Source organism: Paraliomyxa miuraensis (genome assembly GCF_026337845.1).
Classification (GTDB): Bacteria; Myxococcota_A; Polyangia; order Nannocystales; family Nannocystaceae; genus Paraliomyxa; species Paraliomyxa miuraensis.
Genome location: NZ_JAOVZF010000160.1, coordinates 172,640 through 193,063, shown reverse-complemented (window position 1 = coordinate 193,063; position 20,424 = coordinate 172,640). Strand labels below are relative to the sequence as shown.

Here is a 20,424-nt window from a genome sequence, read left to right as displayed (position 1 = left end):
ACTTCGCCCTCGCCCGCTGCCTCGACCTCGGCGCTGCTCCGCTGAGGCCGTCGTCCCTTCCCTTCGCTGCTCTTCCTTCCTCCTCCGCCCGCCGAGATCCGACATGGCCGACCTCCGCTCCGCACTGCTCGACCACCTCCTCGCCGCCGACGACTCGACCCGACAGGCCCTGGCCGACACCCTCGAGGGTACCGAGCTCGCTGCCGCTCGCCTGGAGGCCAAGGATGATCCCGCCTCGGTCGACGCGGTGTGCAAGGTGCTGGGTGCGATGGTGCTGCAAGATGCACCGCAGGGCGACGTGGTCGATGCGGCCAAGGCCGCGGCCCAGCGAGCCCCTCGCGACGAGCGGGGCAACGCGGTGGCGCTGCTGTGCGGCACCGTGATCTGGCGGCGCAGCGGCCAGGCGCAGCTGGCCGAGCCCTACTTCCGTCGGGTGCGACGCAGCGAGCCGGGCCACCCCGACGTGCTCGGCTTCTATCGCGACCTGTTCGCGGGGGAGTCGGCGGGCACGCAGCTGATGCAGGTGCTGGTGCAGGCCCGCCGCGCCGCCATGGACTCGGAGCAGCGCTTCGGGCTGGCCGAGGAGATGGCCAAGCTGGCCGAGGAGCGCCTGGGCAGCAGCGATCGCGCGATCGAGGTGTGGCGCTCGGTGATGCGCGAGGACGGCTACGACCCGCGGGTGTCCGCCGCACTGGAGCGCCTCTATCGCGACGGGGCCAAGTGGACGGCGCTGGCCGATCTGCTCAAGGAGGAGCTCGACCGCATCGAGGACGGCCCGCAGGCGCAGGAGGCCCGGATCGCCAAGCTGCTCGAGATCGCCGAGCTCTACCGCGATCGCCTCAAGCTCGACACGATGGCGCTGGCCACCCTCCAGCGGATCCTCGACATCGATCCCCGGCACGAGCCCAGCCTGCAGGCGCTGGCCGATACCTACGCCGCGGCCGGGCGCTACAACGATCTACTGGGGGTGTACTCGCGGCGCATCGATGCCGCGCGCGAGGCCGATGACGCCGAGCATCAGCGCCAGCTGCTGCTCGGGGTGGCCGAGATCTGGCTCGAGAAGCTGGGCAATCCCCAGCGAGCGCTCGAGCCGCTGTCGCAGGTGCTCGAGCTGTCCCCCGGGGATCGAGGCGCTCGCGAGCTGCTGGCCCGGATCCACGAGCAGCGCCGCGACTGGCGGGCGCTCATCGCCCTGCGCCGCGAGGAGCTGGCCGAGCGCGCGGGGCAGGAGGCGCTGGCGCTGCGCATCGAGCTGGCCAAGCTGGCCGAGGAGCGGCTGGGTGACCGTCGCGAGGCGATCGCGGCGTGGAACGAGGTGCTGCGTCACCACGGAGACGAGAGCACCGCCCTCGATGCGCTCTCACGCCTGTACGAGCGCGAGTCGAGGTGGGCGAGTGCGGCCGAGATCCTGCATCGCAAGGTGGCCACGCTCGAAGACCGCGAGCTGACGGTTCGCGTGCTCGTGCACCTGGGGCACCTCTACTCCGATCGCCTGCAGAGCCGCGAGGACGCCACGCGCGTGTGGGCCGAGGTGCTGCGGCTGTCGCCGGGGCACGACAAGGCCACCCGGCGATTGAGGGATGCCTACGTGGCGGCCGAGCGCTGGGACGAGCTGACCGCGCTCTACGAGGCGCAGGGGCGCTTGTTGGACGTGGTCGAGGTGCTGCAGAGCGCGGCCGATCGCGTCAGTGACACCGACGCTCGCGTGGCGCTCTACCGCCGCGTGGCGGCGCTGTGCCAGAACCGGCTGGGGCAGCCCGAGCGCGCGCTCAAGGCCCTCGAGCGCACCCTGGCCATCCAGCCCGACAACCTCGCGGTGGCGCGCGAGCTGCTGCCGATCTATCGCGAGCAGCGCAACTGGGCGCGGCTGATGAGCACCTACCAGGTGCTGCTGCGGGCGGCCCAGACCGACGAAGAGCGGCTCGAGCTCATCGCAGCCATGCAAGAGGTGGCCGAGCACAAGCTCGGCTCGCCCACCCTCACCCTGCACTGGGCGGCCGAGGCCTACCGCCTGCGCCCCGCCGACGAGCTGCTGCGCCAGCAGCTCGAGGGCGCGGCCGAGCGCGCCGATGGCTGGGACGAGCTGACCTCGATCTTCGAGCAACGGATCGCGGCGCAAGGGGTGGCGGACGACGAGCGGCTGGCCTTGCTCGACAAGCTCGCGGTGATCGCCCGTGACAAGCTGTTCAAGCCCGATGACGCCCAGCGCTACTTCCGGCGCATCATCGAGCTCGATCCCAACAACGCCGACGCGATGGGGGCGCTCGAGCGGATCTACACGGGGACGCGCCGCTGGGAGGACCTGTGCGAGGTCTACCGGCGTCGGCTCGAGGTCACCCCCGACGCCGACGCCCGGCTCTCGACCCTGCGCAACCTCGCCAAGATCCAGGAGCAGCAGCTCGGCGATCTCGACGGCGCCACCGAGACCTATCGCCGGATCCTCGAGCACGCGCCGCAGGATCCCGCGGCGCTCGAGAGCCTGGCTCGGATCTATCGCAACCGCGGCCACTGGGCGCAGCTGGCCGAGATCCTCGAGCGGCAGCTCGCGCGGGCGAGCAGCGACGCGGCTCGGGTGCCGCTGATGTTCGAGCTGGCCCAGATCCGCGCCGTGCGGCTGCAGCAGTCGCAGCCCGCGGTCGAGGGGCTGCTCGCCGTGCTCGAGCTCGAGCCCAACCACCGGCCGGTGGTGCAGGCGCTCGAGGAGCTGCGCCAGAGCGATCCCTCGGTGAGCCTCCCGGTGATGAAGGGCCTGCTGCCCTACTACCGCCGCGTCGAGGATCGCGTGCGCGAGGCCGAGGCGATGGAGGTGATCATCGCGGCCGAGCAGGACGCCGACGCGCGCAAGCAGCAGCTCGAGCAGCTCGCTGCGATCTACGAGCGCATGGAGGAGCGTCGCGCCGATGCACTGCGGATCCGGGTCGAGCTGTTCCTCGCCGATCCCTCGCAGTGGCAGGGGCGGCAGATGCTCCAGCGGCTCGGCGCCGAGCTGCAGCGCATGCACGACGTGGGCGAGGCCTACGAGCAGGCGCTGCGGGGCATGGCCAAGGAGGCGGAGCTGGCCGAGGCCGAGGGGCGCACGCTGGCCCGCGAGCGGGCCGGGCTGCGCCGCGACCTGCTGCTCGAGCACGCGGCCATGCTGCGCGACGCCCTCGGACGCCCCTCCGATGCCGAGCGCAACTACGCGATCGTGCTCGAGCAGGACGAGACCCACCAGGGCGCCTACGAGGCCCTCGAGGCGCTCTTGCGCGAGCGGCAGGCCCCCGCCGAGCTGCGGGCCCTGTACCGCCGCCGCGTCGACGTCACCTACAACCAGCGCGAGCAGAAGGAGCTGCTGACGCGGATCATCGACCTGTCGCGCAACGTGCTCGGGGATCGCCAGACGGCGATCGCCACCGCCGAGGAGCTGCTCGACCTCATTCCCGACGACCTGCCGACGATCGAGCTGCTCGCGCAGATGTACGGCGAGGGCCAGGAGCCTCGCGATCACGAGAGCCTCGAGGAGATCCTGGGACGCTGGGCCGAGCTGTCGCGCGACGGCGAGCAGCGGCGCAAGCTGATGGTGCGCCGCGCCGCGCTGCGCATGCAGTTCCTCGGCGACGCGTTCGGGGCCGTCGACCTGCTCGGGCAGGTGCTGGGGCAGGACCCCGACGATGCCCAGGCGCGGCGGCTGCTCGAGGAGCTGCTCGACATCGCCGAGGTGCAGCTGCCGGCGTGCGCGTTGCTCGAGCCGATCTACAAGCGCCACGGCAACCACGAGGGGTGCATTCGCATCCTCCACGCCCGGCGGGCCCACGCCGAGGAGATCGGGTCGGTCGACGAGGCGGTCACCCACCTGATCGAGATCGCGAGGTTGCGCGAGCAGGAGCTCTCCGATTCCACCACCGCCTTCGACGTGATGCGCGAGGCGTTCGCGGCCGACGTGCGCCGCCGGGACACGCGCGAGCACGTCGAGCGCCTGGGGCTCGCGCTCGATCGCCCCGCCGATCTGGTGGAGGTGTGGCGCGGTGCGCTGACCGGCGACGCAATGCTCGATCTCGGGCTGCGCATCGACTTCACCCATCGCATCGCGGTGCTCTACGACGAGCGGCTGCGCGATCAGGAGGCGGCGCGCAGCGCCTACGCGGAGCTGTTGGCCCTCGACCCGCCCGACGCCGGGCTGGCCCAGCGCGCCGTGGAGGCCCTGTGCCGGCTGCACCTCGAGGCGGGGGACGGCGTGGCGCTCATCGAGGCCAAGCGGGCGCTGCTGCGCTTCATCGATGCCCAGGGCGATCAAGTCCGGATCCGGCTCGAGGTCGCGGCCATCCAGGAGGATCTGGGCGATCGCGTCGGCGCGGCGCTGACCCACAGCGAGGTGCTCGACATGGAGCCGGACGACGTCCGCTCGCTCGATGCCCTCGAGCGCCTGTTCCTCGAGGAGCAGGAGTGGGAGCGGCTTTGCGAGGTGCTCGAGCACCGCATCGGGGTCACCCCCGACGCGCGCGGCCGGGCCCCGCTGTGGCGGCGCGTGGGCGAGATCCAGCGCGATCACCTCGGCGATCCGCACCGGGCCATGTCGGCGTTCCAGTCGGTGCTCGATCTCAAGGTCGGGCGCGAGGACACGACCTACGCGCTGTCGAGCCTGGTCGAGCTCAACGAGAAGCTCGAGCGCTGGCCCGACGTGGAGGAGGGCCTGCGTCGCCTGACCGCGCTGGCCGACAACGACGAGGAGCGGGTGCGGCTGCTGTCGCGCACGGCCGAGGTGGTGGGGGCGCACCTGCAGCGCTCCCAGGACGCGCTCGAGCTGTGGAAGCGGGTGCTCGACCTCTCGCACCGCGACGAGCGGGCGCGGCAGGCCGTGCTGGCGTTCACCGCCGACGACGACACGCGCGAGCGGGCCATGCGGATCCTGATGCCGCTCTACGAGGCCGATCAGGACTGGCCGGCCCTGCTCAAGCTCGAGGAGCTGCAGGCGCGCAAGCAGCCGTCGGGACGCCGTCGCCTCCAGGCGCTGCTCAAGGTGGCGTCGACCCAGGAGGAGCGGCTCGGTGATCGCGAGGGAGCGTTCGGGGTGCTGTGCGAGGCCATGGCCGAGGCGGCCGATCAGCCCGAGCTGTCGGAGATCCTCGACAAGGTCGAGCGGCTCGGCGCGGCCGACGAGCGAGCCGAGGCGCTGCTGACCGCCTACGGACAGACCGTCGATCACATCCTCGATTCCGATCTGCAGCAGCGGGTGCTGCGGTCGATGGGGCAGGTGGCGCTCGGACGGCTCGGTCGCCTCGACGAGGCACGAACCGCCTACGAGCGGATCCTCGATCTCGCGTCGGGCGACGTCGATGCCACCTCGGCGCTCGAGAGCATCTACGTGCAGCAGGACGACTACGAGGCGCTCGCCAAGCTGTTGGTCGATCAGGCCGATCGCAGCGACGAGGGCGAGGCGCGCGACGAGCTGCTGCTGCGCACGGCCGAGATCCATCGCGTCAACCTCGAGCAGCCCGAGGAGGCGATTCGCCTGTACGAGCGGCTCTCGTCCACGGCGCTCGAGCGACCCATGGTGCAGGAGGTGCTCGAGCCGCTCTACGAGGCGACCGGGCGCTACCGCGAGCTGGCAGCCCACCTGAATCGCAAGCTCGGACGGCTCGAGGGCAAGGCGGCGGTCGACACCCGACTGCGGCTGGGGCGTCTCTACGGCGAGAAGCTCGAGGACCCCGAGGAGGGCATTCGCCACCTCAGCACCGCGCTGCGCATGGATCCCGATCACGCGGTGGCCACCGAGGAACTCGGGCGCTACCTCGAGGACCCCACCATGCGGGGGCGCGTGGCCGAGATGCTCGAGCCCGTGTTCGCCGCCGTGGCCGATTGGCACCGATTGATCCAGATCCAGGAGATCCGGCTTCAGGAGGCGGCCGACGAGCACGAGCGCGTGCGGCTGTTGCTTCGCATCGCCCAGATCGAGGAGGAGCAGCTCGAGGATCTCGACAAGGCGTTCGAGAGCTACACCCGTCTGTTCAAGGAGCAGCCCGGCGAGCGTCGGGTGCGGGATCAGCTCGCACGGCTCGCCGGCGTGCTCAGCCGCGTCGATCGCTACGCGGAGGCGCTCACCGAGTACGTGACGGTACAGGCCGCCGACGACGACGGCGAGGAGGTGCTCGAGGTGGTGCGCGAGGCGGCCGATCTATGGTCGGGCTCGCTGCGTCAGCCCGAGCGCGCGGTGCCGCTGCTGCAGCGGCTGCTCACGGCCCGACCCGACGGGGCCTCGATCTTCCCCGCGCTCGAGTCGGCGCTGACCCAGGCCGAGCTGTGGCCGCAGCTCGGTGAGGCCTACTGGCGCGAGGTCGACAGCGCGCTCGAGGAGGGGCGGCAGATCGAGATCCTGCGCAAGCTCGCCACGCTGGCGCAGGAGATGCTCGAGGATCCGGCCGAGGCCGGGCGTGCCTACCAGCGGATCCTGGAGATCCAGCCCGAGTACGACCTCGCGCGCAACCGCCTCGAGCAGATCTACGAGGAGACCGAGCGGTGGGCCGATCTGGTCGACCTGCTGCGCGATCGCGTGGATCGTACCGAAGAGGTACTGGCCCGCCTGGCCATCGGCACGCGCATCGCCGACGTGCAGGACCACTACCTCGACGATCCCGATGCCGCCGTCGACACCCTCGAGACGATGCTCGGGGAGGTCCCCGACGAGCCCGAGGCGGTGCACCGGCTCGAGCGGATCGCCGACCAGCGGCCGGCCTTGCGTCCGCGGATCCTCGCGATCCTGCGGCCGATCTACGAGCGCCAGGGCAACGTGCGGCGCATCGTCGAGATCGACGAGTGGCAGCTGTCGCAGACCGAGGACCCCGTGACGCGCCACGAGCTGTATCGCGAGATCGCGTCGCTGCTGCTGGGCTCGGTCCACACCCAGGAGGCGGCCTTCCGGGCGCTGTGCCGGGCACTGTCCGAGGCCGGCCCCGAGGACGCGCTGCAGCAGCTCGACGACGAGGCCGCGCGGGTCGCCGATGGGCTGGGGCTGAAGATCGCGCTGTCGGAGGCCCTGGTGTCGGCAGCCGGCGGCACGCCGCTCGAGAGCGACCTCGATCGTCGTCTCGTGCTCCTGGTGTGGGCCGCCCAGATCCAGTTCGACGCGGCGGAGCCGGCCGCGGCGGCCGAGATCCTGCGCAGTGGCTTGGAGCTGCTGCCCGAGCACCAGGCGGCGCTGCTGCTGCTCGACCAGTGTCTGCAGCAGCTGGGCTTCCACGAGGAACTGCGGGAGATCCTGGTCACTCGCGCTCGCGTGGCCACCGAGGACGAGGATCGGCTGGCGCTGCTGCGCCGGCTGGCGATCCTGCTCGAGGACGTGCTGGCGCAGGGGGAGGCGGCCGAGCAGGCCTGGCGTGACCTCCTGGACATCGAGCCCAACGACCGTGAGGCCATGCAGCGGCTGGCGCGGGCGTACCAGGCGCGCAAGGCGGTGCCCGAGCTCGTCGACATCCGGCGGCGGCAGATCGAGTCCAGCGACCAGGCCTCCGAGCGCCGCGAGCTACGCATGCACCTGGCCATCTTGCACCGAGAGGAGCGCGACGATCGTGCGGCCGAGATCGACGTGCTGCGCGAGCTGCTGCTGGAAGAGCCGCACGACGACGAGGCCCTCGCGGCCTTGATCGACGGGTTGGTGGCCGAGCAGCGCTTCGCCGAGGCCACCGAGGCGCTCAGCGAGCGTGCGGCCCTGGCCAGCGATCGCGACAAGAAGGCGGGGCTGGTGCTCGATGCGGCGCGCCTGTTCAAGGGCCCCCTCGAGGACGTCCCCAGCGCGCTCGAGCGCTACGAGCAGGTGCTCCAGATCGCGCCCGGTCACGACGGAGCGCTCGAGGATCTGGTGGGCCTGGCCGAGAACGAGGACTGCTACGAGGCGGCGGGCAACCTGGCGATGCCGCAGCTCGAGCAGGTGGGGCGCTCGTCCGAGCTGGCCGACGTGCTCGCGGCGCGGGCCGAGCTCACCCAGGATCCCGACGATCGGATTGCGGCGCTGCGACGGCTGGCCGAGGTTCGCCTGTCGCGGCTGTCCGACGTCCCGGGCGCGCTGGTGGCCCTCGGAGTGCTGCTCGACGTGCTCGAGGCCGCCGAGCTCCCGCCGGTGCTCGACCAGGCGGGGCAGCTGGCGGTGCAGCTCGGTCAGGGCGCCGCGCACGTCGACGCCCTGTCCGCGCGTGCGGCCAACGCCGATCGCGAGCCCGAGGCGCGGGTGATCATCGCCTCGAACGCGGCGCGGCTGTCCGAGGACGTCCTCGGAGACAACGAGCGTGCGCTGGGGCTCTTGACCCCGCTGCTCGAGGAAGGGCTGGCCACCCTGGCCGTGTGCGCCGAGGTGGAGCGCCTGGGGCGGTCCGTGCAGGCGCCGGCGGCGGTCGAGCAGGCGCTGCGCGAGGCGGTACGCCTGTCCGACGACGACGCGCAGCGGGCCGAGCTGCTGGTGCGGCTGGGCGAGGTGCAGCTGGTGCTCGGCGATCGGTCGGGGGCGCTCGAGTCGTATCGCGACGCCTTCGATGCCGGAGGTGGAGCCGCGGCCATCGGCGGGCTCGAGCAAGTGCTGGCGCACACCGAGGGCAAGGCCCCCGACGGTCTTCTCGACGCGCTCGATGCCGCCTACGTGAGCGTGGAGGATCGCGCCGGTCAGGCGAGGGTGGTCGATCGCCGGCTCGCGCAGGCCGAGGAGGGCGATCGCCTGGGCTTGCTCGAGCAGCTCGGCACCCTCTACGACGCGGGCGGCGGGACTCCACAGCAGGCCCTCGACGCCTGGGGGCGGCTGTTGGCCCTCGATCCCGAGTCGGCCACCGGTCTGGATCGCGTGCTGGCACTGGGTCGCGAGCACGGACAGCTGCCGCGGGCCGTGGAGCTGATGCTGGCCGCGGTCGAGGGCGGGGGAGACGAGGGCAGGGCCGACGGGCGCCCCACCGCGCCGCTGGCCTTGACCACCGCCACCGTGCTGCTGCGCGAGCTCGACGAAGGTGGTCGAGCGCTCGCCGTGCTCGATCGGATCCTCGAGGACAACCCCGAGCACATCGAGGCGCTCGAGCGACGGGTCGAGGCGGCCCGCGCCGTGGGCGACCCCAACGTGCTGCACGACGCGCTCACCCGGTTTGCCGCCGTGCAGCCCGGTCCCGACGCCGCGGCCGCGCTGTGGGCCGAGGCGGCGGGGGTGGCCGAAGGGCCGCTCCACGATCCGGCGCTGGCGATCGCCGACCTCGAGCAGGTCATCGCGCTCGACGAGGGGCATGCCGAGGGTTGGTCGCGGCTGCTCGCGCTGCTCACCGCGGCGGGCGATGCAGAGCGCCTGGCCGATGCGCTCTCGCGCCGGGCCCTGATCGCCGAGGATCCCGATGAGCGTCGCGACCTGCGGATGCGCCTGGCGAGGGTGCTGGTCGACCCGCTCGATCGGGTCGACGACGCCATCACCACCTACCAGGACATGGTGGCGGATCAACCCAACGATCGGGAGGCGCTGCAGGAACTCGAGTCCCTGCTCCGTCGGCTCGAGCGCTGGGACGACGTGCGCGATACGCTGGAGCGACGGCTCGAGGTGGGCTTGAGCGTCGAGGTGCGGGTCGATGTGCTGTTCGAGCTCGCGCGGGTGGCCGAGGAGCGCCTCTCCGATCCGGGCGAGGCCATCGAGCGTCTGCAGCAGGTGCGGCTGGAGATGCCCGGTCACGTCGAGGCCGGGGCTGCGCTCGAGCGGCTGCTCGCGGCCGAGGAGCGCTTCGTGGACCTCAGCGAGATCTTGCAGGCGCGGATGGATCGCCTGCGCAGCGAGGGCGACGTGGAGGGGCACCGCGCGACTGCATCGCGGCTGGCGGCCCTGCTGGCCGAGCGCCTCGACGACAGCGAGCGTGCCGAGAGCATCCTGCGAGAGCTGCTCGAGCTCGATCCGGGCTACGTGCCCGCGTTGTTGTCGCTGGCGTCCGTCTACGACGCGCGGAGCGACGACGACGGCATGCGACGCACGCTCGAGCAGGCCGCGGCGCTCGATCCCCAGGGGGCCGAGGGCGCGAAGCTGCAGCTACGCCTGGCCAAGCTCAGCGAGGACGAGCCCGCCAAGCGTCGTGAGCACCTCGAGCGCGCGCTGGTACTCGACCCTGGCAACCAGGAGGCCGTGGGCGAGCTGATGGCGCTGGCGCGGGCCGAGGAGCGCTGGGATCAGGTGGTGCACATGCTGGAGCTCCGGGCCGCGCGCGAGCCCGATGACGCTGCGCGGCGCAAGCTGGTGCTCGAGCGGGTCGATCTCATGCTGGGCGAGCTGCGTGATGCCGACGCGGCGCTGCGCGTGCTCGCCGAGCTCTACGAGCAGGTGCAGGAGGACGTGAAGGTCAACCGTCGGATCGCCGATGGCTTGTTCATGGCCGAGCGCTACGAGGAAGCCAAGGGCATGTATGCGTGGCTGGTCGAGGTGGTGCGCCAGGGCAAGCGCAGCAAGACCCTCGCCCACCACCTCACGCGCCTGGCTCGGATCACGCTGCGCGAGGGCGACCAGGGCTCGGCTCGCGAGATGCTGCTCGAGGCCTACCGCATCGACACCACCAACGTGGAGACCCTCGTTGCCCTGGGCTCGATCTACGAGGAGCAGGGGCAGTGGAAGGACGCGCTCAAGATCTACCGCACCATGCTGCTGCAGAACGCCGACAAGTCCAGCCGCCTGCGCCGCGGTGACCTCTACGTGAACCTGGCTCGCGCCCACGTGGCGCTGGACGAGAAGCCCAAGGCCCGGGCGATGCTGCGGCGCGGGCTCGAAGAGGACGCCGAGCACCCCGAGCTCAAGACGCAGCTCGAGGCGCTCGAGGCCTAGGCCGACCAGAGCGCGATCGTGAGTGATGACGAAGGGCTCGCAGCGGCCGGGTCGAGCGGCAAGGGGTGGCTTGCCCGAGCCGTTGCGGATGGAGCGGTTCAGCGAGGCGTACCTTCGCGCGCTCGCGGCGGCCGAGGGGTTGTCGGTCGTGCGCGAGGAGGACGACGTCGATGGCGTCGACTTCATGGTGGCGGCTCGCGGTCTGCTGGGGCCGGCCGCTGGACGGGTCCTGCGGCGGTCACCGCGATTGGCGATCCAGCTCAAGTGCTCGCAGCGTCACCAGCCCGTCGATGGAGTGCTCGAGCACGACCTACCCGTGAAGAACTACGACGAGCTGCGCTCGCGCCGCTACGCGATCCCTCGCATCTTGGTGGTCGTTTGTGTTCCACCCGACTGGGCGCAGCGGCTCACATGGAGTGTGGACGCGCTGACCCTCCGTCGGGTGGCGTTCTGGGCCTCCTTGGTGGGGCTCCCGGCGACCACGAACCGGCGCACCTGCCGGGTGGAGCTTCGTAGTCCATTGTACCCCGGGGAGCTGACCCGCATCCTCCACGTCGTGGCTCAGGAGCGCCGTCCATGAAGTTGGTGACCGCGGATCTCGCCGATGGCTCAGCGCTCGATCCCGGGATGGTGCTCGCCCACCTTCGGGCTGGCGAGTGGGAGCAGGTGGACGAGCACCATCTCGACGGGCGGCATGTGGTGACGCTGTTCGAGCACCAGCGGCGACCCGAGGTCGAGGTTCACGTGCCGGTGTGGCAAGAGGCTCGCGACTACTCCCGGATCCTGGCCGAGGCGATCAACACGATTGCGGCCGCCGAAGGGCGTTCTGCGGCCGCACTATTGTCCGAGCTACGAGCGGGGCGGTCCGACGTGCTCAGCATCCACGCCGGCGAAGGAACGCTCACGCTCCTTCGGGCCACGGCCATGCTGTCTGCAATCCGAGCGCTCTACGCAGCGGCCACCCGCGGACTCGGATACGGACTGCGCGCCGCGGGAGGCTCGCCGTTGGCCCCCACGAATGGCCTGCTCGATCGAATCACGCTCGAGCTCGGCGAGCCTGGTCATCGGATCGTTCGAGCGAGCGTTCCCGTGGTCCTCGAGACCACCGCGCTGGGATCCCATGCCGCCGAGCGAGGACCCGTACGGAGCGGCAGACGGAGCACCGAAATCGTTGCCACCCTGCTCGATGGCGTCGCGCGAGCCACCCGCGGCCGGTCGGTCCAACGCGTGGCCGAGGAATTGGTCGCGCTGGGAGCAGGGCCCGCGTCGTGCAGCGCTCTGGCCTCGGTGGGCGGTCCGCTCACGTTCGAGATCACCTGGGCGCTCGCGATGCCGCGCGCTCGCGTCTCGCCCGTGACCCTCACCCAGGCGCAGCTGACTCGACTGGCTCGGGCGGTGGAGCGCATGCCGCCGGCCGCTTCCGGGTGACCGGTGCGGGCGGTGGACGCTACTCGCCGTCGAGGGTGAAGGTCTCCGGGTGCAGGTCGAAGCGCTGCAGCCAGCGGTGGATCTGATACGGGTCGCGGCTCATGGCCCTCGCAACGGCGTCGGTGTCACCCTGGTGCTCGGCCAGCCGCTGCACGAGCTCGGCGCGGAGGCGGCGGACGTCGTCGGGATTCTCGGGCAGCCCGTCGTCCTGGTCGAGGATCTCGGCCAGCGCATCGGCGGTGATGGTGCCGTCTCCGCTGGAGAGCAGGCTGGCCGTGGCCAGGGTCTGGCGGAGCTGGCGAATGTTGAACGGCCAGGCCCGCATCAGCATGCGACGGAATGCGTTGGAGGTGATGCGGATCTGCCGCCCCTCGCGTTGCAGGGTGCGGATCGCGGCCCGGGTCAGCAGCCCCATGTCCTCGCGACGCGCCCGCAGCGGAGGCAGCTCCGCCACGAAGCCGGCCAGGCGGGAGTAGAGGTCGGGGCGGAAGCGGCCGGTGTCGACCATGCGCGACAAGTCGTGCAGCGTGGCACAGACCAGGCGCACGTCGAAGCTGCGGGGATCGTGCTCGCCGACCCGGGCGGCACGCCCCTCGGTGAGCGCCGACAGCAGCTTGCCCTGGACCGCGGGCGACAGCTCGCCGAGCTCGTCGAGCATCAAGGTGCCATCGTTGGCCTCCTCGAACAGGCCCGATCCACCGCCGGCCCCTCCGAACAGCACCTGCTCGACGCGGTCCTCGGACAGGGCGCCGAGGTTGGCCATCACGAAGGGGCCCCGTCGCCCGCTCACCTGGTGAATGGCGCGGGCCAGATACTGCTTGCCGGTGCCGGTCTCCCCGCGCAGGACGATGGGGATGGACGAGCGCGCCAGCCGGTGCAGCGTGCGGTGGATGTGATGCAGGTGCGGCGAGCAGGTGCCGGTCGGGTCGAGCTCGGAGAGCTTGTGGCTGCGAAGCTTGCGGAGCCCCACCTCGCGCACCGTCCAGAACGAGCGGCCCACCTCGAACACGTCGGCCGGGCGCAGACGCACCACCTCGTGCAGGCGCTCGCCGTTGACCAGCGTGCCGTTGCGGCTGCCCAGGTCGCGCAGCGAGAACTGCAAGCCCGAGGCCGTCTCGGTGACGCGCAGCTCGGCGTGCTGGCCGCTGACCCAGCCGAACGGGATCCCCACCCGTACGCGCGAGCCTTCCTCGCTCACGGACAGCCCATCCGACGACTCGTCACGGCAGAACACCACGGTGTTGGCTCCGTCGAGCGGGATCACCCGACCCGACGTCGCGAACTTGTCCTCGGGCGAGCCGATGCAGATGAGCCAGGCCCAACGTCCCCGACCGGGGTCCTCGCTGGGCTCGTCCTCGACGAGGGTGTCGGTGAGGGGAGAGATCATGACCGGGCTGGGAACGAGGAAGGGAACGAGACGGGGATGATCACTGCTTGACGCACTGATCGTCGATCTGGTTGTTGCAGTTGTCGTCGTAGCCGTTGCAGATCTCGGGCCCCGGCTGGACGTCTTGCACGCACCGGACCTTGCCGTTGACGCAGGTGTTGGTGCCCTTGGCACACACGCCCGCCTTGCCGGTGCTGCACTCGAGCTCGGCCTTGGGTACGGCGTCCTCGTCGATCTCCCCGTCGCAGTCGTCGTCGAGGCCGTTGCAGGTCTCGGCGCTGGGCGAGACGATCTTCGCGTCGCACTCCGACTTGGTCCCGTCGGCCGAGCAGTGCCACTTGCCCTGGGTACGGCACACGCCCTTGGCGTTGGCGAACTCGCACAGCGCACCGTCGCGCTCGAAGCCGTTGTCGACGATGCCATCGCAGTCGTCGTCGGCGCCGTTGCACAGCTCGGCGGTGGGGACGATCTGGCTGGTGCACTCGCCGAGGGTCCCGTCGTCCTTGCACGTGCGCTGGCCGCCCTTGCAGACCCCTCGACCCAGGCTTCCGTCGGGTCCGGTGTAGCAAGGCTCCGCCATGCCGGGACGGCACTCGGTGTTGCCCTCCTCGCGCCGGCGCTTCTCGAGCATTTGATCCGACGTTGCGCAGGCAAAGCCCACCAGCAGGCCGAGGGCGGCGCCGAAGCCCAGCGGGACCCAGCGGGTGTCACGCCGCACGCCGGGGGGCTCCGCGCCCGGGGGGGCGCCGGGCTGGTCGCTGGCTCCACGGCTGCGGGGGGCAAGGACCCGCGCGCCCCCTGGGGGGGCACCGGGCCGACCGCTCGAGGTACGCGGGCTGCGGGGGGCAAGGAAGGCTCTTGGCTGGCGCGAGCGTTCGCGATCGGCTGCCATGGCCAGAGCATACACCCCTTGCTATGGTCGCCGCACGCGGTGTCGCTGCTCGGCAAGGTCTACCTCGGCGTCAGCCTGGCGTTGTTCTTCATCGGGGTGATCTGGGCCTCGAACACGCTGCAATCCAATTCGGCGTGGGTGGGGATCGTCCTCGCCGTGCCCCGGCTCGACCTCATCGAGCCGCTCCCCCGCGTGCGCTACGAGGTCAACCTCGCCGTGCTGCTCGGCGGGTGGGTGATCGCGGTGGGTTTGCTCGCGGTCCTGGCCATGCGTGCACCCTTTCGCATTCGGGGAGCCGCCCTCGTACAGCGACGGATCCGCGAGCTCGAGCGGGAGGTGCTCGAGCTGCGCACGCTGCCCCTGCGCCAGCAGGAGGAGGACGAGATCCTCGCGGCCGAGGCTCACATCGAGGCCGGGACCAAGAAGGTGATGACCGAGAAGCTCCAGCGCGAGCTGGCCCGGGAGCGCAGCGCCACCCGGGGAGAGTCTCGAAGCTCGCGGGACGAGCCGAGGCTGTCCCTCGATCGCGAGCCTCCAAGCCGCTCGCGCCCGGGAGGGTCGGGGCCATGACGATCCTGCTGTTGGCGCTCTTGTGCGTGATGGCGGGATTTGCCGGGGGGTGGTGGTACACGGCCCCGCGCCGTCAGGTGACCGAGGCACTGGCGCGGCGCAGCCGGGTGCTCTACGAGCTGGCCGAGGGCGACGTGGACAACGTGGCCCACGAGCTCGAGCGCGTGGCCGAAGTCGAGCCCGGCGAGTCCACCGTGTTCCTGGCCCTGGCCGCCCTCGATCGCCGACGCGGTCGCATCGAGCGGGCGAAGGCGATCCACCGTACGGTGCTGGCCTCGGCCACGTTGCCGGCCGAGCAGCGCGTGGCCGCCCTGGTGGGCCTGGGCCGCGATCTACTGGCCCAGGGCAACGAGCGGGCCGCGGTGGGGGCCCTGGTGCGCGCGATCAGCCTGGCGCCGCGCTCGGTGGCCACGCTCGAGTCGCTGGCCAAGGCGCTCGAGCAGGCCGGGGCCTGGGAGCGCGCGGCCGCGGCCTGGGAGCGGCACGAGAAGCTGGTCGAGGGGCGGCGTCGGCGCGAGAGCAAGATCGGGCGCGGGCATGCCCTGGCCGGTCAGGCCGACGTGGCCATGTCGGAGGGCGACGATCGCAAGGCGCGCAAGCTGGTGGAGCGGGCGGCCGAGCTCGCCCCCGACAGCAGCCACGTGTGGACGGCCAAGGCCCGCGTGGAGTCGGCGGTCGGCGAGCCCGCGCTGGCCCTCGAGGCGTGGCAACGCGCGTGGGAGCTGCTGCCCGCGGCCGCGCACATCGTGGTGCCCGAGGCGTGGCAGTGGGCCGAGGAAGAGGGCGTGGTGGCCGACCTGATCGAGCGCATGTTGGCCTCGCTCCGCAGCACGCGGGCGCCCGAGCTGGTGGTGGCGGTGGCCCCGAGGGTGAGCCGGCAGCACCCCGAGCAAGCCGCGGCGGCGCTCGAGCGGGTGGCCGAGGAGAGCACGGCGGCGAGGCTGGAGCTGGTGCGCCTGCGTCTGCTGCGAGGGCAGCGCGACGCCGCTCGCGAGGCCGCGATGGGGGAGGCCGCGGCCCTGCGGCTCTCGTGCCGTCGCTGCGGGGTGAAGATGACGGCCTTCCGCTTCCGCTGCCAGTCGTGTGGTGCGTGGGACAGCGCCTCGGGCGAGGGCCGCATGCCCGCGGTGGGACCGCTGGCCGGCGTTCGCTTCGAGGCCGAGAGCCATCCGGAGGCGTAGCAGCATGTCCGAGCAAGAGCAGCCGCAAGCCGCCGGATCGCGGTCGGGCATTCGCAAGCGACCCGACACCATCCTGGGCGTCCTGCGTCGCTTCGGGCGGCTGTGGGGCTTCTTGCTGTTCGCGATCGCGGTGGTGGTGCTGTTTCGCGGCATCGTGCTCCCGTTCGTGTTCGGGTTCCTGGTCGCCTACCTGTTGGCCCCGATCATCGCTCGCATCGAGCGCTGGACCGGTCGAGCCCTGGGGATCGTCGTGGTGTACCTGGGCATCGTGGGGATCACGGCGGCATTCGTCGGGTTCCTGGTGCCCGCGGTGGTCCACGACCTGGCCAAGCTGCGCGATGGTCTGCCCGCCGCGGCGGCCGAGATCAACGACAAGTGGCTGCCTCAGGCCTCGGAGTGGGTGGACAGCACCTTCAGCGAGTGGACCAAGCCCAAGGACGAGCCCGAGCCGAACTACTCCACCGAGATCAAGGCCGAGCCCGGTCGCGACGGCTCGTGGCAGCTCGATCTGAAGGACGTGCGCCTGCACGTGGAGCAGCGGACCGATGGCACCTGGGTCATCGGGGCGCCCCAGCCCGAGCCCGATGCCCCCGATCTCGGGGAGAGCCTGCGAGAGCTGCTGTCGAGCCAGGGCACCGAGCTGACCACCGAGGTCGCGCTGGTCGTGCGCTCGGTGGTCACCGGCGTCTTTGGCTTCCTCACCAGCTTCGTCATCACCTTCATGATCGCGGCGTTCGTGCTCATCGACGTCGATCGGGTCAACCGCTTCGTGCGCTCGCTGGTGCCCATGGAGTACCGCGGGGAGTTCGAGGAGCTGTGGGCCAGCATGAACAAGGGCCTGGGCGGCGTGGTTCGCGGCCAGCTGCTCATCTGCCTGGTCAATGGAGCGCTCACGTTCCTGGGGCTGGTGATCTTCGGGATCAAGTACAGCTTCCTGCTGGCGCTCTTGGCCGGGATGTTCAGTCTGATCCCGATCTTCGGCACCATCATCTCCTCGATCCCCATCGTGGTGATCGCCCTGGTCTCGTCGGGGGAGGAGCTCAGCTTTGGGCCCGCCATCGGCATGCTGGCGTGGATCTCGGGGATCCACCTGCTCGAGGCCAACGTGCTCAATCCCAAGATCATCGGCGACTCGGCGCACATGCACCCGGTGATCGTCATCTTCGCGTTGCTGGCCGGTGAGCACGTGTACGGGCTGACGGGGGCGCTGCTGGCGATCCCGGCCGCGAGCCTGGTCCAGGCCGCGTTCATCCATGCCCGCCGCCACTCCATCGAGTTCGCGCGCGATCCGGAGTCCCTGGAATGACCGACCCCGCGACCCTGCCGTCCACGCCCACGACCCCACCGTCCACGCCCACGACTCCACCCGGTGGGCCTGGCTCGCTGTTCCTGTTCGACGCCTACAACTTCGTGTTCCGGGCGTACCACGCCCTGCCCATGCTCAACGCGCCCGACGGCACGCCCGTCAACGCGGTGCACGGCTTCGTGCGCATGGTGCAGGCCACCCGTCGCGACTTCCAGCCCGAGCTGGTGGCCGCCGTGTTCGACGCGGGCGGTGACGGCGGGCGGCGGGCGCTGCTGCCCGCCTACAAGGCCAATCGTCCGCCGGCCCCCGAGGAGCTGCGGCCCCAGTTTCCCCTGGTGCGCAAGGCCGTGGATGCGCTGTCGATCCCCCGCATCGAGGATCCCGGGTTCGAGGCCGACGACGTCATCGCCAGCTACGCACGCGCGGCCCAGGCCGCGGGCATGCGGGTGATCATCGTCTCGAGCGACAAGGACCTGATGCAGCTGTGCGATGCGGGCGTCGCGGGCGATCCGTCGGAGGGCGGCCGACCGCCGATCTATCTCTACGACACCATGAAGGGCAAGCTCGTGGGCCCGGCCGAGGTCGTGGAGAAGTTCGGCGTTCCGCCCGCGCTGCTCGGCGACCTACTCGCGCTCACGGGTGACAGCTCGGACAACGTGCCGGGCGTGCCCGGGATCGGACCCAAGACCGCGGCCGAGCTCTTGCACGAGCACGGCTCGCTCGAGGGAGTGCTCGCGGCGGCGCCGTCGATCAAGCAGAAGAAGCGCCGCGAGCGGCTGGTGGACCACGCCCAGGACGCTCGAACGTCTCGCCAGCTGGTGGCCCTGCAAGAGGTGCCGCTGCCGACGCCGCTCGAGGCGCTGGCCGATCGGACGCCCGACGACGCGGCGCTGCAGGCGTTCTTCGAGCCGCTCGGGTTCAAGATGGTGCTGCGCGAGCTGGGCTCGGCCGGGAGGGCTGCCCGCGCCCGATCGATCGGCGACGACGAGGAGATCGGTGTCGTCGAGCTGCAGATGGTCTCGGGCTTCTGCCCGGCCGGCGATGCCCACCGGCTGCTGCTGGCGGCCGACGATGCTGCGTTCGCGGCCTACGTGGCCGCGCTGGCCAGCGCCGAGGCGGTGGCGGTGCATCTGTCGCTGTCGAGCAAGGATCCGCTCGAGGCCGAGATCGTGGGGGTGGCCCTGGCGGCGCAAGGGCTCGAAGGCGAGCTCGCACGGCCCGTGTACGTTCCGCTCGCGCACGGTCAGGGCCTGATGGACGGCAAGCAGCGCGAGCGCGAGCCGGTGCTCGCGGCCCTGCGTCCCGTGCTCGAGGCCGAGTCTCCGCCCAAGTTCGCGCACGATCACAAGCGCTTCGCGCTGGCCCTGCGGCGGGCGGGCATCGAGCTGCGGGGGGTGACGCTCGACCCCATGCTGGCGTCGTACGTGCTCGATCCGGCCCGCTCCGCGCACACGCTGGAGTCGCTGGCCAAGGACGTGCTGGGGCACCCGCTGCGGCCGGCCGACAAGGTGCTGGGCAAGGGCCGCAAGGCGGTGGCCCTGCGCGATCTGACGTTCGTACCCGCGGCCTCGTGGCAGTGCGAGAAGGTCGACGTCGTGCGCACGCTGGGGGTCGACCTGCAGCGGCAGCTCTCCGACGCCGGCAAGGCGCTGCGCAAGCTCCACGACGAGGTCGAGCTGCCGCTGGCCCGCGTGCTCCTGCAGCTCGAGGAGCGCGGGGTCGTGCTCGACCCGCAGGTGCTGCAGCGGCAGTCGGCCGAGCTGGCCAAGCAGATCGCCGAGATCCAGGCCCGGGTCGATGAAGAGGCCGAGGAGCACGTCAACCTCGACTCGCCGATCCAGCTGCAGGAGCTGCTATTCGAAAAGCGCGGGCTGCCCAAGGGGCGCAAGACCAAGACCGGCTACAGCACGGACGCCAACGTGCTCGAGGAGCTGGCGATGCTCGACCCCATCGTCAAGGACATCCTCGAGTATCGCAGCCTCACCAAGCTCAAGGGGACCTACCTCGACAGCTTCCCCAAGCTCATCAACGCCCGCACGGGGCGGCTGCACACCAGCTACAACCAGGCGGTCGCGGCCACCGGGCGGATCTCGAGCACCGATCCCAACCTGCAGAACATCCCCATTCGCACCGCCGAGGGCCGCAAGATCCGCGACGCGTTCGTGGCCCCGCCGGGGCGGATGCTGGTTGCGATCGACTACTCGCAGATCGAGCTGCGGGTGCTCGCGCACCTGTCCGGCGATCCGGGCCTGCGCTCGGCGTTCATCGACGACGTCGACGTGCACCGCCGCACCGCGGCCGAGGTCTTCGACGTGCCCGAGGGCGAGGTCACCTCCGAGCAGCGGCGGATCGCCAAGGCGGTCAACTTCGGCGTGATCTACGGCCAGACCGCGTTCGGCCTCGCGCAGCAGCTGGGGATCCCCCGCGGCAAGGCGGGCAGCTACATCCGGGCCTACTTCGAGAAGATTCCAGGCGTCGATCGCTACATGAGCGAGCTCATCGCGCGGGCCAAGGCTCGCGGCTACGCCGAGACCATCCTCGGTCGCAAGCGCAGGATCCCCGAGCTGTCACGCAAGGGGCCGGCGCGGGCCTACGGCGAGCGGATCGCTCGCAACACGCCGATCCAGGGCAGCGCCGCCGACATCCTCAAGGTGGCGATGATCAAGGTGGAGAACGCGCTCTGCAGCGTGCCGTGGGCCCAGATGCTGCTGACCGTGCACGACGAGCTGATCTTCGAGTGCGACGAGGCCAGAGTCGACGAGCTGGTGGCGCTGTGCCGGCCGCTGATGGAAGGGGCGGTGAAGCTCGACGTGCCGCTGCGGGTCGACGCGGGGCAGGGGCGGACCTGGGGCGAGTGCAAGGGGTAGG

General features: G+C 71.3%; 9 protein-coding genes. 7 read left to right on the top strand and 2 right to left on the bottom strand.

Going from position 1 to position 20,424, the window contains the following annotated elements; genetic code table 11:
- Nucleotides 1–103: 103 nt before the first annotated feature.
- The 3 genes from OEB96_RS34100 (at nucleotide 104) to OEB96_RS34090 (ending at nucleotide 12,220) form a co-directional block, all read left to right on the top strand.
- The gene (locus OEB96_RS34100; RefSeq protein ID WP_266221025.1) at nucleotides 104–10,792 is read left to right on the top strand and encodes a hypothetical protein; all 10,689 of its coding nucleotides are present in this window, start codon (nucleotides 104–106) and stop codon (nucleotides 10,790–10,792) included.
- Between the two features lie 88 nt (nucleotides 10,793–10,880).
- Complete coding sequence (locus OEB96_RS34095) at nucleotides 10,881–11,372, top strand: DUF4365 domain-containing protein (RefSeq protein ID WP_266221024.1); 492 nt, start codon at nucleotides 10,881–10,883, stop codon at nucleotides 11,370–11,372.
- Entirely contained in the window at nucleotides 11,369–12,220 is an 852-nt protein-coding gene (locus OEB96_RS34090; protein WP_266221023.1) for a hypothetical protein, read from the top strand. Before OEB96_RS34095 ends, OEB96_RS34090 begins: the two co-directional genes overlap by 4 nt.
- 19 nt (nucleotides 12,221–12,239) lie before the next feature.
- On the opposite strand, the gene OEB96_RS34085 is transcribed toward OEB96_RS34090, so the two are convergent.
- On the bottom strand, nucleotides 12,240–13,607 hold the full coding sequence (locus OEB96_RS34085) for a sigma-54-dependent Fis family transcriptional regulator (protein ID WP_266221022.1): 1,368 nt from the start codon (nucleotides 13,605–13,607) through the stop codon (nucleotides 12,240–12,242).
- Between the two features lie 40 nt (nucleotides 13,608–13,647).
- Entirely contained in the window at nucleotides 13,648–14,325 is a 678-nt protein-coding gene (locus OEB96_RS34080; protein ID WP_266221021.1) for a MopE-related protein, read from the bottom strand.
- A 192-nt stretch (nucleotides 14,326–14,517) separates the two neighbouring features.
- Here OEB96_RS34080 and OEB96_RS34075 point away from each other — a divergent pair, with 192 nt between their 5' ends.
- From OEB96_RS34075 to polA, 4 genes are read left to right on the top strand one after another with little or no spacing between them, the layout of a single operon-like run.
- Nucleotides 14,518–15,069: a hypothetical protein gene (locus tag OEB96_RS34075; RefSeq protein WP_266221020.1), complete on the top strand. Its 552-nt coding sequence runs from the start codon at nucleotides 14,518–14,520 to the stop codon at nucleotides 15,067–15,069.
- On the top strand, nucleotides 15,066–16,250 hold the full coding sequence (locus OEB96_RS34070) for a tetratricopeptide repeat protein (protein ID WP_266221019.1): 1,185 nt from the start codon (nucleotides 15,066–15,068) through the stop codon (nucleotides 16,248–16,250). Before OEB96_RS34075 ends, OEB96_RS34070 begins: the two co-directional genes overlap by 4 nt.
- Nucleotides 16,251–16,254: 4 nt before the next feature.
- Nucleotides 16,255–17,556 (top strand): AI-2E family transporter, encoded by a 1,302-nt coding sequence (locus OEB96_RS34065; protein ID WP_266221018.1) that lies wholly within the window; start codon nucleotides 16,255–16,257, stop codon nucleotides 17,554–17,556.
- Entirely contained in the window at nucleotides 17,553–20,423 is a 2,871-nt protein-coding gene (gene polA / locus OEB96_RS34060) for a DNA polymerase I (protein WP_266221017.1), read from the top strand. The genes OEB96_RS34065 and polA overlap by 4 nt, the downstream gene beginning before the upstream one ends.
- The last annotated feature ends 1 nt before the right edge of the window (nucleotide 20,424 follow it).

Bases quoted from the DNA above. Each gene is read 5' to 3' on its own strand.
- OEB96_RS34100 (WP_266221025.1), top strand. From the start codon at position 104: ATGGCCGACCTCCGCTCCGCACTGCTCGACCACCTCCTCGCCGCCGAC.
- OEB96_RS34095 (WP_266221024.1), top strand. From the start codon at position 10,881: ATGGAGCGGTTCAGCGAGGCGTACCTTCGCGCGCTCGCGGCGGCCGAG.
- OEB96_RS34090 (WP_266221023.1), top strand. From the start codon at position 11,369: ATGAAGTTGGTGACCGCGGATCTCGCCGATGGCTCAGCGCTCGATCCC.
- OEB96_RS34085 (WP_266221022.1), bottom strand. From the start codon at position 13,607: ATGATCTCTCCCCTCACCGACACCCTCGTCGAGGACGAGCCCAGCGAG.
- OEB96_RS34070 (WP_266221019.1), top strand. From the start codon at position 15,066: ATGACGATCCTGCTGTTGGCGCTCTTGTGCGTGATGGCGGGATTTGCC.
- OEB96_RS34065 (WP_266221018.1), top strand. From the start codon at position 16,255: ATGTCCGAGCAAGAGCAGCCGCAAGCCGCCGGATCGCGGTCGGGCATT.
- polA (WP_266221017.1), top strand. From the start codon at position 17,553: ATGACCGACCCCGCGACCCTGCCGTCCACGCCCACGACCCCACCGTCC.